At 38.0% G+C, this 15,752-nt stretch carries 11 protein-coding genes; 4 read left to right on the plus strand and 7 right to left on the minus strand.

Features of this window, described 5'->3' with window-relative positions; all coding sequences use genetic code 11:
• Nucleotides 1–72: 72 nt before the first annotated feature.
• A complete protein-coding gene (locus tag ACFIJ0_RS04225) occupies nt 73–1,227 on the minus strand; it encodes a DNA recombination protein RmuC (protein ID WP_375624757.1) in 1,155 nt (384 codons plus the stop codon).
• 90 nt (nt 1,228–1,317) lie between these two features.
• Here ACFIJ0_RS04225 and def point away from each other — a divergent pair, with 90 nt between their 5' ends.
• From def to truA, 3 genes are read left to right on the plus strand one after another with little or no spacing between them, the layout of a single operon-like run.
• The gene (def, locus tag ACFIJ0_RS04230) at nt 1,318–1,854 is read left to right on the plus strand and encodes a peptide deformylase (protein ID WP_375624758.1); all 537 of its coding nucleotides are present in this window, start codon (nt 1,318–1,320) and stop codon (nt 1,852–1,854) included.
• Nucleotides 1,854–2,783 carry a methionyl-tRNA formyltransferase gene (gene fmt / locus ACFIJ0_RS04235; protein ID WP_375624759.1) on the plus strand — a complete coding sequence of 310 codons (930 nt, stop codon included), beginning with the start codon at nt 1,854–1,856 and terminating at the stop codon, nt 2,781–2,783. Before def ends, fmt begins: the two co-directional genes overlap by 1 nt.
• 1 nt (nt 2,784) lies before the next feature.
• A complete protein-coding gene (gene truA / locus ACFIJ0_RS04240) occupies nt 2,785–3,528 on the plus strand; it encodes a tRNA pseudouridine(38-40) synthase TruA (RefSeq protein ID WP_375624760.1) in 744 nt (247 codons plus the stop codon).
• A gap of 32 nt (nt 3,529–3,560) precedes the next feature.
• Here truA and ACFIJ0_RS04245 read toward each other — a convergent pair whose 3' ends face one another.
• A complete protein-coding gene (locus ACFIJ0_RS04245; protein ID WP_375624761.1) occupies nt 3,561–4,424 on the minus strand; it encodes an LOG family protein in 864 nt (287 codons plus the stop codon).
• Between the two features lie 106 nt (nt 4,425–4,530).
• Between ACFIJ0_RS04245 and dapD the strand changes: the two genes are divergently transcribed.
• Complete coding sequence (dapD, locus tag ACFIJ0_RS04250; RefSeq protein ID WP_375624762.1) at nt 4,531–5,379, plus strand: 2,3,4,5-tetrahydropyridine-2,6-dicarboxylate N-succinyltransferase; 849 nt, start codon at nt 4,531–4,533, stop codon at nt 5,377–5,379.
• A 510-nt stretch (nt 5,380–5,889) separates the two neighbouring features.
• On the opposite strand, the gene lepA is transcribed toward dapD, so the two are convergent.
• The 5 genes from lepA to dnaK form a co-directional block, all read right to left on the minus strand.
• Complete coding sequence (gene lepA / locus ACFIJ0_RS04255; protein ID WP_375624915.1) at nt 5,890–7,695, minus strand: translation elongation factor 4; 1,806 nt, start codon at nt 7,693–7,695, stop codon at nt 5,890–5,892.
• Nucleotides 7,696–8,786: 1,091 nt separating this feature from the next.
• Nucleotides 8,787–9,701 (minus strand): DMT family transporter, encoded by a 915-nt coding sequence (locus tag ACFIJ0_RS04260; protein ID WP_375624763.1) that lies wholly within the window; start codon nt 9,699–9,701, stop codon nt 8,787–8,789.
• A gap of 32 nt (nt 9,702–9,733) precedes the next feature.
• Nucleotides 9,734–10,639: an acetylglutamate kinase gene (gene argB / locus ACFIJ0_RS04265; RefSeq protein ID WP_375624764.1), complete on the minus strand. Its 906-nt coding sequence runs from the start codon at nt 10,637–10,639 to the stop codon at nt 9,734–9,736.
• Nucleotides 10,640–12,453: 1,814 nt separating this feature from the next.
• On the minus strand, nt 12,454–13,596 hold the full coding sequence (gene dnaJ / locus ACFIJ0_RS04270) for a molecular chaperone DnaJ (protein ID WP_375644277.1): 1,143 nt from the start codon (nt 13,594–13,596) through the stop codon (nt 12,454–12,456).
• A 157-nt stretch (nt 13,597–13,753) separates the two neighbouring features.
• Nucleotides 13,754–15,646, minus strand: a complete 1,893-nt coding sequence (gene dnaK, locus ACFIJ0_RS04275) for a molecular chaperone DnaK (RefSeq protein ID WP_375624765.1) — start codon at nt 15,644–15,646, stop codon at nt 13,754–13,756.
• Nucleotides 15,647–15,752: the final 106 nt, after the last annotated feature.

A 15,752-nucleotide genomic window follows, 5' to 3' on the forward strand; every position in this document is an offset into this window, starting at 1 on the left:
AAAGAACATGATCTGACTTGTGATATTTAAGAAGCTTGCTTTGCTTTATTCCTCATTAGCAAAACGCAATGTTTACGATTGATCCAATGTTGTCATTTTTGTTGGTTCAGAGTAATTTTCTTTTAATTCGACAGTTTCAATGCGATTTGCCCGTTTCATAATTTTGGAGGACGATATCAAAATTCCCTCTATATCTTCACCTGCTTTGTGAACGTGCTTCTGTAACGCACGAACACGCGTATCCATTCGTCCAAAATCTTCCATCAATTTTGCTACTTCTGATTGAATTAAATGCGCTTGTTCACGCATCCGTGCATCTTTCATAATGGTTTGTACCACTTGGATAGAGAGCATCAACAAAGATGGTGAAACAATAATCACATGGGCTCTATTGGATTTTTGTACCAATGCCTCAAAGTCCTCATAAATTGTTGCAAAAATCGATTCAGATGGCACAAAAAGGAAAGCAGTGTCATGGGTTTCTCCAGGAATCAAATATTTTTGTGCAATATCACGAATATGGACTTCCATATCGGTACGAAATTGGCGTTCTGCCTCTTGACGCTCTTGTGCTGATTCTGCCTTACGCATAGCATTCCAAGCCTCCAGAGGGAATTTAGCATCAACAACAAGAGAAGGAGCTTTATTGGGCATATGAATGAGACAATCTGGGCGCTTTCCATTGGAAAGAACAGCCTGAAAAGCATAAGCATTTGTTGGTAAGGCATCGACAATAATTGCTTCCATCCGCCCCTGACCAAAAGTACCACGTGTCTGCTTATTGCTTAAAATGGACTGCAGCTGAACAACTTGTCCCGTAAGCGATTGAATATTATTTTGTGCCGCATCAATTACTGCTAAACGCTCTTGCAAACGATTCAAATTTTCATAAGTGGATTTGGTCTGTACCTGAAGTGTTTGGCCTAAGCTTGTTGTCATCCCATTGAGTTGCTCACTGAGTGATTTATTCAATTCAGCCTGCCGTTGACCAAAAATTTCTGCCATCGTTTGCATTCGCCCTTGCATTTCAGCTTGTGTTTTCAGCAAGGTAGCCATCTGCATTTGTGCCTCACGTGCGCGTTCAGCAATTTCATTTTCCAAAAATGCTTTTTTTCGATGAGAATGTATCAACATAAAAAATGCCAAACAGACAAGTATGAATAGAAGCAAAAGCATTAGTTTAGAAAAAAATTCACCAGCGAGTATGGAAAAAAACGAATCAAACATAAATTGTAATATAACGCTCTTATTTTAAAAAAATGCAAGAATCCGTTATTCAATATTGACCAATAACAAACCATTGATTAATCTCTACTTATGCCAATGAGATCTTTAGTTACTTTACCTGATCCGATTTTACGGGAAGTGTCCAAACCCGTTGAGCAGATCGATTCAGCTCTCCAAAAACTTGCGGATGATATGTTGGAAACCATGTATAATGCTAAAGGTGTTGGTCTTGCTGCTATTCAAATTGGTGTACCGCTACGTATGTTGGTTATAGATGTCTCTGGGAATTCTGAGGATGAGCAGAAAAAACCATTTGTTATTATCAACCCTGAAATTTTATGGCTTTCCGATGAGCGCAATATTTACAAAGAAGGTTGTCTTTCTATTCCTGACTATTTTGCAGAGGTTGAGCGTCCTAAACGCCTTTGTGTTCGCTATCAGAACCGTGAAGGAAAACAAACAGAAATTGAAGCTGACGATCTCTTGGCAACTTGCTTGCAGCATGAAATTGATCATTTAGATGGGCGCCTTTTTATTGATTACATTTCAAAGATCAAACGCGATATGGTGATACGAAAATTTAAAAAACGCGCAAAAGAAAAAAACATGCAGGAAGCAGTTTTGTAATGGCTTTACGATTAAGTTTTATGGGGACACCAGATTTTTCTGTTCCTATTTTACATGCTTTACTGGATGAAGGTCATGATGTTATTGCTGTTTATAGTCAACCCCCTCGTCCAGCGGGACGTCGAGGACTTAAATTAATCCCCTCACCTGTTCAAAGTGCAGCGCAAGAAAAATCCATTCCTGTCTTCACACCTCAAACACTTAAAACAATCGAACAACAGGAGCAATTTGCAGCACTTTCTATTGATGCTGCTATTGTGGTGGCTTATGGACTCCTTTTACCCAAAGCTATTCTCAAAACGCCGCGTTTTGGTTGTTTTAATGCCCACGCTTCACTCTTACCGCGTTGGCGTGGTGCTGCGCCTATTCAACGAGCCATTATGGCTGGTGATAAAGAAACAGGTATCATGATCATGAAAATGGATGAAGGACTTGATACGGGACCTATCGCTCTTTCTCGCTCCATCCCCATTACTGATAACACCACCACTGCTGAGCTTTCAAACAAACTTTCACATATTGGTGCAAAACTTATGATAGAAACTTTATCAATTCTTGAAAAAGGTCAACTTAAACTGACCCCACAATCAGAAGAAGGCATCACCTATGCTGCCAAAATCAAAAAGGAAGAGACTCGCATTGATTGGACAAAACCTGCAGAGTTTATTCATAGGCATATCCATGCGCTCTCTCCTTCTCCTGGTTGCTGGTGCAATATGAGTATTGGGGGAAGAGAAGAACGTATAAAAATTCTTGATAGTCGCTTAACAACAGGCCCTTCTCTTGAAATTGGACGGATAGAACCAGATTCTTTGATTGTCCATTGTGGACAGGGGCGGATAGAAATAACCTCTCTCCAAAGATCTGGCGGTAAAGTCCTTGAGAGCGCAACCTTTTTGCGAGGTGCTCATATTTCTGCTGTTTTTTAAGATGCCACGTTTTAAACTCACTCTTGAATACGATGGTTCAAATTATGCTGGTTGGCAGCGTCAAGCAAAACTTCACACTGTACAAGGAGCTCTTGAACAGGCACTCTTTTCCTTTAGTGGACAACAATTGACCATAACAACAGCAGGAAGAACCGATGCGGGCGTACACGCTACAGGACAAGTTGCGCATGTTGATTTCATTAAAAACTGGCATCCCCATACTGTGCGTGATGCGCTCAATGCTATTTTACGTAAACAGGGAGAAGCGATTGCAATCTTAAACGTACAAAATGTCCCTGATGACTTTGATGCACGATTTTCCGCTGTAAAACGCCATTATCTTTTTAAAATTCTTAATCGTCGCTCTCCACCAGCCTTAAATGCCAAACGCGTGTGGTGGTTGCCAAAGCCTCTTAATGCTGAAGCCATGCATGAAGCTGCTCAAAAGCTTGTAGGAAAACATGATTTTACCACTTTCCGTTCAGCACATTGCCAAGCTAAAAGCCCTATTCGCACCCTTGACCGCCTCGATATTCAAAGAGAAGGTGAAGAAATTTTCCTTTATGCGCAAGCTCGTTCTTTTCTTCATCATCAAATCCGTTCATTCGCAGGAAGCCTCATGGAAGTGGGTATCGGACGTTGGACAGCTCAAGATCTCGAAGCAGCTCTTCATGCTAAAGATCGTAAACACTGTGGTGTTGTTGCTCCTCCTTCAGGACTTTATTTAACCAAAGTAGAGTATTAATTATCCTTCAAGAGTGAACGTCTTAAAAGTCGTTAAGAAAGTTTATAAAAAGAACGAATTTCTTCAAAAGCCTCTGCTGCTGTATTGACAAATTTCACAAAATTAACATCAGTAGGAGAAATTGTACCTTGTTCAGACAGATACTCAAAATTGATAGTATTGCTCCAAAATTCTTTGCCAAACAATAAAATTGGTACCTGTTTCATACGCCCTGTCTGTACTAAAGTTAACGTCTCAAACAGCTCATCCAGAGTCCCAAATCCTCCAGGGAAAATAGCTAATGCTTTCGCTCGTACTAAAAAATGCATTTTGCGCATCCCCAAATAATGAAAATTGAAACACAGATGCGGCGACACATACGAATTAGGCTCTTGCTCATGTGGTAAAATAATATTCAAGCCAATCGTTGGGGCACCAACATCACAAGCACCACGATTTCCTGCCTCCATGATTCCTCGTCCGCCTCCCGTAACAACCACAAATTCACGATATTCTGTCGTAGCAGAATAAAGTGAGCACAAACGCGCAAATTCTCTTGCTTCATCGTAATAATGTGACATAGCATGCAAATTTTTCTTTTGTATTTCATTTTTTGCAGCCCACGCTGCTTGCCCAGGTTCAGGAATACGCGCACCACCAAACAAAACAACTGTTGATTGAATATCATATTCTTTAAGGGTTATTTCCGGCTTTAAAAATTCAAGACCAATACGTTGTGAGCGCAGCTCTGGACGCATCATAAAATCTTGATCGATATAGGCTAAACGATAAGTAGACGAACGCATTTGTGCTGAATTAGAGATTTTATGTATTTGTTGTAGAGCATCCTTCGTATGGATAAGTGGTGTCCAGTTTTTTTGCTTTCCTTTTCTTTTTTCTTTACAGCCTTTTTTCATGCACCTGTCCTACTTCCTCATCGTTTTATTGACTGAACACATTTCTTCGCGTAGTTCATAGAGAATAAATCTTGAAGCTTTCAACTTGTTTAACGGAACTCTCGTCATGACCCATCTCACACAACTTGAAATGATTATTGAACAAGCTTTTGACGATCGCGATTCTATCAATACTACCACAAAAGGCGAAATCCGTGAGAGTGTCGAACATGCATTGAACCTTCTTGATAAAGGTGAAATCCGTGTTGCAGAACAACAAAAAAATGGACAATGGCATGTTCATCAATGGTTGAAAAAAGCGGTTTTACTCTCTTTTCGGCTTAATCCTATGCAAATTATTACTGGTGGAATCAATGGAACACATTGGTGGGATAAAGTTCCTTCAAAATTCTCTGGTTGGCAAGAGGCAGATTTTAAAAGTGCTGATTTCCGTTCCGTTCCTGGAGCCATTGTACGTCATTCTGCTTACATTGCACCCAACGTTATATTGATGCCATCCTTTGTCAATCTTGGTGCTTTTGTCGATGAGGGCACAATGGTTGATACATGGACCACCGTTGGTTCTTGTGCACAAATTGGTAAACATGTCCATCTTTCTGGCGGTGTTGGTATTGGGGGTGTTTTGGAACCTCTGCAAGCAAATCCAACAATCATTGAAGATCATTGCTTTATCGGTGCTCGCTCTGAAATTGTTGAAGGCTGTATTATCCGTGAAGGTGCTGTTTTGGGAATGGGAGTCTTTATCGGAAAATCTACAAAGATTATTGATCGTACAACAGGTGAAATTTTTATCGGTGAAGTACCAGCCTATTCAGTGGTTGTGCCAGGTTCTTTCCCTGGAAAACCTTTACCAAATGGTGAAGCAGGACCAAGCCTTTATTGTGCTGTTATTGTAAAACGCGTTGATCAAAAAACACGAAAAAAAACATCCATTAATGATCTTTTACGTTCTTAGACACAAGATTAATTCACAATAATATTTCATCGTTTTTTTAACTTGAATAATAACCTCGAATACAAGAATTCTCTCATTTCAAATTCTTTCATAGTGAATCAATCACTATCATTTCCTTGCTCGTTAAAAACGCAGTTGGAGTGTGGGTAAGAAACACTTTAAGAAAAGAGTATGATGGGTGCACTTTGCACCTTTATGACGCGTAAAGACGGTGATGCCAAATGAATTTTATATCATTCACAGTGTATTTTACTTTATATTTTTCACAGCCCCCATTGTGAAATGGAGTTTGATGCATTGAGTGATGATTCTCTAAAACAAGCGCGCCAATATGCAACATAAATGTATTTCGTTTAAAGTATTCTTTTTTACGTGAGAATCATGACACAATTACGCAATACACAAAAATATGAAGCACGGCGCAATTCTATTTAAAAGTGTTCTTTAAGCATCTGAACCAATCGACAAAAGCAAAAGCACAATCAATGAGAGACAATACTCCTTTTTTCATTATTTGTTCATTTTGAGCGCTTGAATAAATGCCGATTGTGGAATTTCTACTTTTCCAAATTGGCGCATCCGCTTTTTGCCTTCTTTTTGCTTTTCCAAAAGTTTGCGCTTACGCGTGACATCACCCCCGTAACATTTCGCTGTTACATCTTTACGCAAAGCACGAATTGTTTCGCGCGCTATAACTTTACCACCAATAGCCGCTTGAACTGGAATCTGAAACATATGCTGGGGAATAAGATCTTTCAGTTTTTCACACATGGAACGCCCGCGCTTTTCTGCAATCGTTCGGTGCACAAGCATAGACAATGCATCAATAGACTCTCCATTTACCAAAATAGACATTTTAACTAAATCCCCTTCTGCATAATCTGCCATCTGATAATCAAAAGAAGCATAACCCTTTGAGATTGATTTTAGCCGATCATAAAAATCAAAAACAACTTCATTCAGTGGTAAATCATATGTTACCATAGCGCGGGTTCCAACATAGGACAAACCAACCTGTATTCCCCGACGCTCTTGGCATAGTTCTAAAATTGATCCAAGATAATTATCAGGAGTCATAATTGTCGCCCGAATCCATGGTTCTTCGATGGAAGAAATTTTAACCACATCAGGCATATCTGCTGGATTGTGCAACTCTTTAACAGAACCATCATTCATATTCATGCGATAAACAACCGAAGGTGCTGTCGCGATTAAATCCAAATTAAACTCACGCTCTAATCGCTCTTGAATAATTTCAAGATGAAGAAGTCCTAAAAATCCACAGCGAAAACCAAACCCCAAAGCCGCAGATGTTTCCATTTCAAAAGAAAAACTCGCATCATTTAAGCGTAATTTGCCCATGGCTGCACGCAAATCATCAAAATCGGCAGCATCAATTGGAAAAAGACCACAAAATACAACTGGTTGCGCCGGCTTAAAACCAGGCAAAGCATTTTCACAAGGACGACGCTCTTCAGTAATCGTATCCCCAACTCGTGTATCTGCTACCTCTTTGATAGAGGCAGTGATAAAACCAATCTCTCCTGGTCCTAATTCATCAACCTGTACCATTTTAGGTGTAAACACTCCAACGCGTTCAACTGGATATTTTGCCCCTGTACCCATCATACGAATCGTTTGGCCTTTTTTTAAAATACCATCTATCACCCGTACCAAAACAATGACACCAAGATATGCATCATACCAGCTATCAACCAACATTGCTTTCAAGGGATTTGTAGCATCGCCTGTATGGGGAGGTGGTAATTGTGTAACAATTGCCTCCAAAACATCAGGAACACCCAAACCTGTTTTTGCTGATATTTCTACTGCTTGAGATGTATCAATGCCTATCACATCTTCAATTTGTTCTTTAACACGCTCAGGTTCTGCTGCTGGAAGATCAACTTTATTGAGCACAACGACCAACTCATGGGAATTATCAATGGCTTGATAAACATTTGCTAACGTCTGCGCCTCTACACCTTGACTTGCATCCACCACCAACAGAGAACCTTCACAAGCTGCCAATGAACGTGAAACCTCATAAGCAAAATCCACATGACCAGGTGTATCCATAAGATTTAAAATATAGGTTTCGCCATTCTTTGCCTTATAGTGTAAACGTACCGTTTGTGCTTTAATAGTAATTCCACGTTCACGCTCAATATCCATAGAATCGAGTACTTGTTCTTTCATCTCACGTGTATCAAGCCCACCTGTGTTTTGAATCAAACGGTCAGCTAAAGTGGATTTGCCGTGATCAATATGCGCCACGATGGAAAAATTACGAATATAATTACGATCTATTGTCATATAAGGCGATTTAGCAAAGAATAATACAAAACGCAAAGACCAATTATGCTCCGGCTTCTATCAAAAGAATATAAACCTAAAGAGCTTCTCAAAACACAATTTTTCATAACCTAAAAAATGAGGCTTTTATTTGCTAAATTAAATCCAAGGGTACTAAAACATATGCTGGATAAGCCGGTACCATCACACACTTTGCCAACCTCCAATGTTGCGACACTCCTTTACACTTGAAAGAGATATGCCTTTCTTGTAAAGTTCTTACCCGCATAGCCCATCCGCTTGTGACGTGTACACAAATGATTTGGATTGATTTAACATGAAAACGATTTGAAGTGAGAAAGTTTTACGGTATTCAGAGTTCTAATTCAATGTGAATAACGATATATTATACATTATAAATCAATATATTGTAATATTTATATGATGAACGTGTATATCACTTAGGCTTGCAATAAAATTCGCAAGAAATGCTTTTTTATTTATACGCAATAACCTACTTTTTTAGCAATCTTATATAAAATAACATGAATATCGCGAGCCTCTCTCATTTTAAATCTTCTCATAGTGAATCAATCAAATTTTTTGCTTCCCCATTATAAATCAAGGCTATAGTGTATGAATTAAAACGTTTAAGAACGGACCGTCAATGAATATGATGTATATTGAGAAAATTGTCTTTTAAAAAACGCGTTAATATACAACATTATAGGAGGCTGCTTTAGGCGTTCTATTTTACGTGAAAAGCGTGATCCTATGAAAGAACAAAAAGTATAATGTGCAGCAGTGCGTAATTTTTATTATTCAAAAAAATTACCGTGGATGTTTTTGAAACTTGTAAAGCTAAATTTTAAAATAACAGTAAAGATGAGAGCTGTTTTTGTCTTTACCACTTCATGCTTTGACTCAATGAAGGTTGACTTCCCGTTTCAGAGGTTAAGCAAACAGATAAATATTATTGCTCCAATTTGCTATACAAAAACTGGAATAGCTTATAAAGCCTTCCTTATTTTCATATTTAAAAAAGCCTCAAAACTGAAAACTTTGCAAGCAAAAATCTCATGCAATAAAATCGTAATAGAAAAGGTGCATAGCTAATCAATTTTTTCAATTGCTTTATTTTTTTTACGCCATTGTGAAGGTTGTAATTCAGCCACAATGATCCCAATCAGAATAAGCAAGCCACCTAATAATGCTAACGAGGATAAATGCTCTCCAGCCAAACGCCCTACAATACCAGCCCATACCGGTTCACCTGCGTAAATGAGTGTTGCACGTGTAGGGGAAATAGACCTTTGTGCCCAATTCATAGCCAATTGAATGATGGCACTCATTAATGCCAATCCGATGCCAATACTAAACCATACCCACGAAAATTCAGGAATGCTTTCACCCATCAAAGGCATACAAGCAAATGAAAAAAAACCACTAAAAAATAACTGGATAATGGTCACACGCCGACTATCAACCTTATTGGCAAAAATTCCGATGAGTATGACTTCTCCAGCAATCGCTAAAGCGCCTAACAAAGTCAAAACTTCGCCTTTTGAAAAATCAAAATTTCCCGGCTTTTGTCCTGAAATAAGCACAAGCCCAATAAAAGCGAAAACAATACCAACCCAACAAGCAAAACGGGGAGGTTTCTTAAAAACAATCCATTGCAAGATTGGAACCATAGGTACATAAAGCGCTGTAATAAAAGCCGACTGACTACTAATAATCGTTTGAAGTCCAGCTGCTTGAAAAGCATAGCCTAAAAACATGGCTAAACCAATCGCCATCCCAGCGAAAACTTCATAAACCGTTATACCTTTTATAGAGCGCCAAAAAATTGTCCCACATATAAGAGATGCAACAATAAAACGAAATCCAACAAAAAACAGAGGACCACTATAGCGTACCGCAATATGAATGACTAAAAATGTGATACCCCACAATATTGTTGCAGCAAATATTGCCAATTCTGGCTTACTTAATAAAGGATATTTAAGCTGTTTTATATTTGTCATGAAAGGCTTTCTCCTCCTATTTTCCGCACAATTTATGAAACAATGAGCGTTCCAACTCCCTGTTCGGTAAACAGTTCTAGTAGAACAGAATGAGGAGTTTTACCATTTAAAATGACAACACCTTCCACACCATTTTGAAGGGCTTTCATACAAGTCTCTACTTTTGGAATCATGCCTCCTGAAATTATCCCTTTTTTGATAAGTTTCTCTGCTTCAGAAACTGTCAATTCTTTTAAAAGTTTACCCTGTTTATCCAAAACACCAGGAACATCAGTGAGAAATAAAAGGCGTTTAGCCTCTAATGCACCAGCAATAGCCCCAGCAAAAATATCAGCATTAATATTATAGGTTTTACCATCGCGTCCTGGAGCCACAGGAGCAAGAACTGGTATCATTTCAGAACATGCTAAAAGATCCAGCAATGTGCGATCAACTTCAATAGGCTCACCAACAAATCCCAAATCTAAAACACGTTCAATATGCGAATCAGGATCAATGACAGTTTTATAAGCCTTTTCGGCAAAAACCATATTGCCGTCCTTGCCACATAATCCTATTGCCCATTCACCCTCTGCATTGATGAGAGCAACAATTTCTTTGTTTATGGAACCGGCTAAAACCATTTCAACAACTTCAACAATCCGCTCGTCGGTTACCCGTAAACCGTTTTCAAATCGTGATTCAATCCCCATTTTCATCAAAATTTCAGCAATTTGAGGTCCTCCACCATGAACAACAACAGGATTAATCCCTGATTGCTTTAATAGAGCAATATCACGCGCAAATGCTCGCCCCAAGGCAGGATCACCCATAGCATGACCGCCATATTTTACCACAACAGTTTCATTTTCGTATTTTTGCATATATGGTAAAGCAGACGATAAAAATGCTGCTTGTTTTTCTAAAACATCTACAGCACCGTTTTTAGCATCATCCATTAATAGAGCCTCCTCATCACTTTTTACCATCTTTTAGTGGAATTTAGGAAAGTAATAACGAAATGAAAAAAGAAAACAACTTCCTCAAAAAATTGACAGCGAAAAATTAAACAAAACAGGCGTACAAAACGTCATTATTTTATGATTTTATGTATAAAATTGAAAAACAAAATTCTGAAAAATTTTAAGCTATGCTGTACATTTAACTCGTTAGTTTCCGCCTATGGATACTTAACAACGAATAAGAATATATACAACCATTGATTTTGTAAGATAAAAACAAAATTTTCTTATAATAATAAAATTAACATATCACCAAGATAAGAAGTCGATTGACTTAGCACTGTAACCTTATCCAAGCAATTTTCTAGAAGAGATCAGTAAAGTTATACGATGGTTCCTTTATGTTAACTATCTTCATGATAATTGAAATTGTCCGGAAATCCGAATGAAAAATCTCTTTAAAGCTTATCTATATAAAAAATTTTTAAAAGAATTCTGAAGAATTTTACTAAAATTTTATGATACAAATAAATTATGCTTTTTATATCCCATTAATTACTGTCTTTAATCAGACAACATCAATCCATACAAAAGGCAATAAAAGAAGTACGCTACAGTGTAATCCTTATACCTCTCTATAATATCTTGTTATAGAATATTATCATAGCTTGTAAATTTATTGCGAATAGCTCTTAATGCTCTCCAGAAGTATCTTTATAAAATCATTTAATTGTTTAGATTGCTACCTTCGTAAAGTTTTATAAAATTTTTCATTTTCATGATCTGTTCATTAAGTTTTTCTTTCTGCACAGAAAGACATGCTTAAACTATTCAATGTCTTTTAGAGTTTTTTAATTCTCTCAAGTTATTGTTTTAATTATATTATTTTATGACAAAAGATTTACTTTATAAACTTCTCTTTCTATATCACTAATCACTTTGGACAATATATCGTATTGTTTTTTAAGCATATCGTGCCATTTTTTTATTGTGTTTATTTTTTCTTTTTGAAAGTAACTCCCTCTTTCTCCCCATCAAATTTTTATCATGTCAATAAATTCAACTAGGTGAATTCCATCGAATTCTGTTTCTTCAAAAGAGAGGTGTATCAAGTATCTCAAGACATGTTTTGTTATATCTTCTTTAGTATTCAACATGAATTATCTCATTTCATAATTTCTTTGGAACAAAATAAATTTGATTATAGCGTTTTTTTATTATCTGGAAGAAGTATTTTATGACACCAGAAATACAAAACAAAATCCGCAAAAAGGAAATGAAGCTGGTATGAGGCATGTAAAAGCTATTCCGAATACCCCCCCTTATTTAAAGGGAGACAGTAGCTAAGACTATCAAAAATGCCAAAAATAAAATTGGTTATGAGGAATTAATATTTTGTTTGAAAGAGATGGATTGTCTAACAGCTTATTTAGCATTTTTTGGTAAGCTACTACCTATTTTACAGTTTTAGTATAGGGCTTTTAAAAAGGAATTATTGAATAAAACAATAAATACAAAAAATTCTGAATGCATAAAGGCAGTTATCATGACACTGGAAATCAGTCACTCAATTGCGTTCTTCCTGTATGGATAAGCCCTTTTTAAAATATCATAGACACTCAAAAATAAAACTTATCCATAAAACTCGTGAAATGTAAAAAACTATCAGCGGCAGGAACTCACCCTAAATTAATACGTTTCTTTCTTTTCAAGAAAAAAATGCTTTTCAAAGATGATAAGACTATAGAAAGCTTAATTAAAATAACTTTCCAAAAGTTGTTTCTAATCTATTCTGAGAACATTCACATATTTTAACCAGAAATATTTTCAAAAAATTCTTTCATACGTGAAAAAAAGCCATGTGATTGCGGTGAATTCTCATGATTTGAAAGTTTTTCAAATTTTTGCAATAGTTCACGTTGCTCTTGCGTTAATTTCTGTGGTGTCTCAATCGTGATATGGATGTAAAGGTCACCCCTTGCTTGCTGCCGACGCAACATGGGCATACCCTTGCCTTTAAGGCGGAATTGACATCCATTTTGTGTCCCTTCTGGGATCTTAACACGCGCTTTAACACCATCAAGATCGGAAACTTCAAACTCTCCTCCTAAAGCAGCTGTTACCATTGAAATAGGAACGCGACAGTGAAGATCTGCTCCTTCTCGCTGAAAAAATTCATGTGGTTTAACAGAAAGGAAAATATAAAGATCACCATTGGGGCCACCACGAATACCAGCATCACCCTCACCAGAAAGGCGAATACGCGTTCCATCTTCAATACCAGCTGGAACATTCACGCTCAATGAACGTTTTTTCTCTATGCGTCGTGTCCCCTGACATTTAGGACATGGATCCGTAATAGTTTCACCACGTCCATGACATGAAGGACATGTTCGCTCAATGGAAAAGAAACCTTGTGCAGCACGCACACGACCAGATCCATGACATGTTCCACAAACTTGCGGCTTAGAGCCCTTTCTCGCTCCTGAGCCTTCACAAACATCGCACGTAACGGAACTGGGAATAGTAATTTCTGCAGTTTTTCCTGAAAATACCTCTTCCAAGGTTATTTCCATATTATAACTTAGATCTGCACCACGTTCGCGACCATCACCACGCTTACGGTGCGCACCTCCCATAATTTCGCCAAAAAAATCTTCAAAAATATCAGCAAATCCACCACCGGCAGCAAAACCACCAAAGGGATTTTCTCCCCCTTGACTACCGCTATTTTCAAAAGCTGCATGACCAAATCGATCATAAGCAGCACGCTTTTGGGGATCTTTAAGGACTTCGTAGGCTTCGCCAATTTCTTTGAATTTTCGCTCTGCCTCTTTATCCCCGGCGTTGCGATCAGGATGATATTGCATTGCCAACTTACGAAAAGCAGATTTCAACTTTTTATCATCACATTCACGAGTCACGCCAAGAATTTCATAATAGTCAACCTTCATCATGTATTCCTGATAATTTCTCTATCATCCATCTTTATGGATAGGATTGCTTTTAATTTATATTTTTAGCAACAAAGTTGCAACTCACTCAAATAATAAAGCCCAGCCTTATATTTCAAAGGCCGGGTTTATAAATTAATCAACATATATGCCGACACTATTTCTTCTTATCATTAACTTCTTCAAAATCAGCATCAACAACATCATCATTTTTTTCTTCTGTTTCAATGTCAGCGCTCGCTGCTTGTGAAGCTTCATACATAGCCTGTCCAAGCTTCATACTGACTTCAGCTAATTTTTGCATCTTTGTTGTTACTTCTTCAGTATCACTGCCTTCAAGCGCAGATTTCAAATCAGATATTGCTGTTTCAATCTGTCCTTTTTCTTCAGCTGATACTTTATCACCATATTCACTGAGTGACTTTTCAGTTGAATGAATAAGAGCTTCCGCTTGATTTCTGGCTTCAACACCTTCACGGCGTTTTTTATCCTCAGCTGCATGCTCTTCCGCATCCTGTACCATTTTTTCAATATCAGCTTCACTCAAACCACCTGATGCCTGAATACGAATTTGATGCTCTTTACCAGTTCCCTTATCTTTGGCTGAAACATTAACAATACCATTCGCATCAATATCAAAAGTAACTTCAATTTGAGGTATACCACGCGGTGCTGGAGGAATACCAACAAGGTCAAATTGAGCCAATAACTTATTATCACTCGCCATTTCCCGTTCTCCTTGGAAAACACGAATAGTCACAGCACTCTGGTTATCATCAGCTGTTGAAAAAACTTGAGATTTTTTCGTTGGGATAGTGGTATTGCGTTCAATGAGACGTGTAAAAACCCCACCCAAGGTTTCGATCCCCAAGGATAAAGGTGTTACATCGAGAAGCAACACGTCTTTGACATCGCCTTGCAATACACCCCCTTGAATGGCAGCACCCATTGCAACAACTTCATCAGGATTAACGCCTTTGTGTGGATCCTTACCAAAGAAGCTTTGCACGACTTGCTGGATCTTGGGCATACGTGTCATACCACCCACTAAAACAACTTCGTCAATCTCACCGGACTTTAATCCAGCATCTTTCAACGCAGCTTTACAAGGCTCGATGGTGCGCTGCACTAAATCGTCAACCAGAGATTCAAATTTTGCCCGAGTCAATTTCATTGTTAAGTGCTTAGGACCTGATTGATCTGCCGTGATAAATGGTAAATTGATTTCTGTTTGCTGTGACGAAGAAAGCTCAATTTTTGCTTTTTCTGCCGCTTCTTTTAAGCGCTGTAAAGCTAATTTATCATTTTTCAGATCAATTCCTTGCTCTTTTTTGAATTCATCTGCAAAATAACCAACCAAGCGCATGTCAAAGTCTTCACCCCCTAAAAACGTATCTCCATTGGTTGATTTAACTTCAAAAACGCCATCTCCAATTTCAAGTACTGAAATATCAAATGTACCACCACCAAGGTCGTAAACAGCAATTGTTTTTCCGTCTTTTTTGTCCAAACCATAAGCTAAAGCAGCAGCAGTCGGCTCATTAATAATCCGTAACACTTCAAGTCCAGCAATTTTACCCGCATCTTTAGTCGCTTGACGTTGCGCATCATTAAAATAAGCAGGAACAGTAATAACCGCTTGTTCAACTTTTTCACCCAGATAAGATTCAGCTGTTTCCTTCATCTTTTGCAAAATCATAGCTGAAATTTGCGATGGAGAATATTTCTTACCTGCTTCTTCAACCCATGCATCACCATTGTCACCTTTAACAATTTTATAAGGTACAAGTGCTTTATCTTTTTCAACCATAGGATCATCAAAACGACGCCCTATCAAACGTTTAACTGCAAAAACTGTCCCTTCAGGATTTGTTACCGCCTGCCGTTTAGCAGGCTGTCCCACAAGCCGCTCTCCTCCATCAGTAAAGGCAACAACGGAAGGTGTTGTTCGTGCTCCTTCTGAGTTCTCGATAACCTTTGCGTTTTTGCCATCCATAACAGCCACACAAGAGTTCGTTGTCCCCAAATCAATACCAATTACTTTTGCCATATTATAATCTCCATTCAGCAAGCTACCTCAACCTTCATAAAGCATCTTTTTAAGACAGCTCCTCATCACACTCAAAGCCCGTATATTGCTTCAAGCAACACAAAAT

Origin of the sequence: Bartonella sp. OC68QHHN (assembly GCF_042193875.1) — a bacterium.
In the GTDB taxonomy this organism is placed as follows: domain Bacteria; phylum Pseudomonadota; class Alphaproteobacteria; order Rhizobiales; family Rhizobiaceae; genus Bartonella; species Bartonella grahamii_A.

Coding starts and splice junctions, on each gene's coding strand:
- ACFIJ0_RS04225 (WP_375624757.1), bottom strand. CDS start 1,227: ATGTTTGATTCGTTTTTTTCCATACTCGCTGGTGAATTTTTTTCTAAA.
- def (WP_375624758.1), top strand. CDS start 1,318: ATGCCAATGAGATCTTTAGTTACTTTACCTGATCCGATTTTACGGGAA.
- fmt (WP_375624759.1), top strand. CDS start 1,854: ATGGCTTTACGATTAAGTTTTATGGGGACACCAGATTTTTCTGTTCCT.
- truA (WP_375624760.1), top strand. CDS start 2,785: ATGCCACGTTTTAAACTCACTCTTGAATACGATGGTTCAAATTATGCT.
- ACFIJ0_RS04245 (WP_375624761.1), bottom strand. CDS start 4,424: ATGAAAAAAGGCTGTAAAGAAAAAAGAAAAGGAAAGCAAAAAAACTGG.
- dapD (WP_375624762.1), top strand. CDS start 4,531: ATGACCCATCTCACACAACTTGAAATGATTATTGAACAAGCTTTTGAC.
- lepA (WP_375624915.1), bottom strand. CDS start 7,695: ATGACAATAGATCGTAATTATATTCGTAATTTTTCCATCGTGGCGCAT.
- ACFIJ0_RS04260 (WP_375624763.1), bottom strand. CDS start 9,701: ATGACAAATATAAAACAGCTTAAATATCCTTTATTAAGTAAGCCAGAA.
- argB (WP_375624764.1), bottom strand. CDS start 10,639: ATGGATGATGCTAAAAACGGTGCTGTAGATGTTTTAGAAAAACAAGCA.
- dnaJ (WP_375644277.1), bottom strand. CDS start 13,596: ATGAAGGTTGACTATTATGAAATTCTTGGCGTGACTCGTGAATGTGAT.
- dnaK (WP_375624765.1), bottom strand. CDS start 15,646: ATGGCAAAAGTAATTGGTATTGATTTGGGGACAACGAACTCTTGTGTG.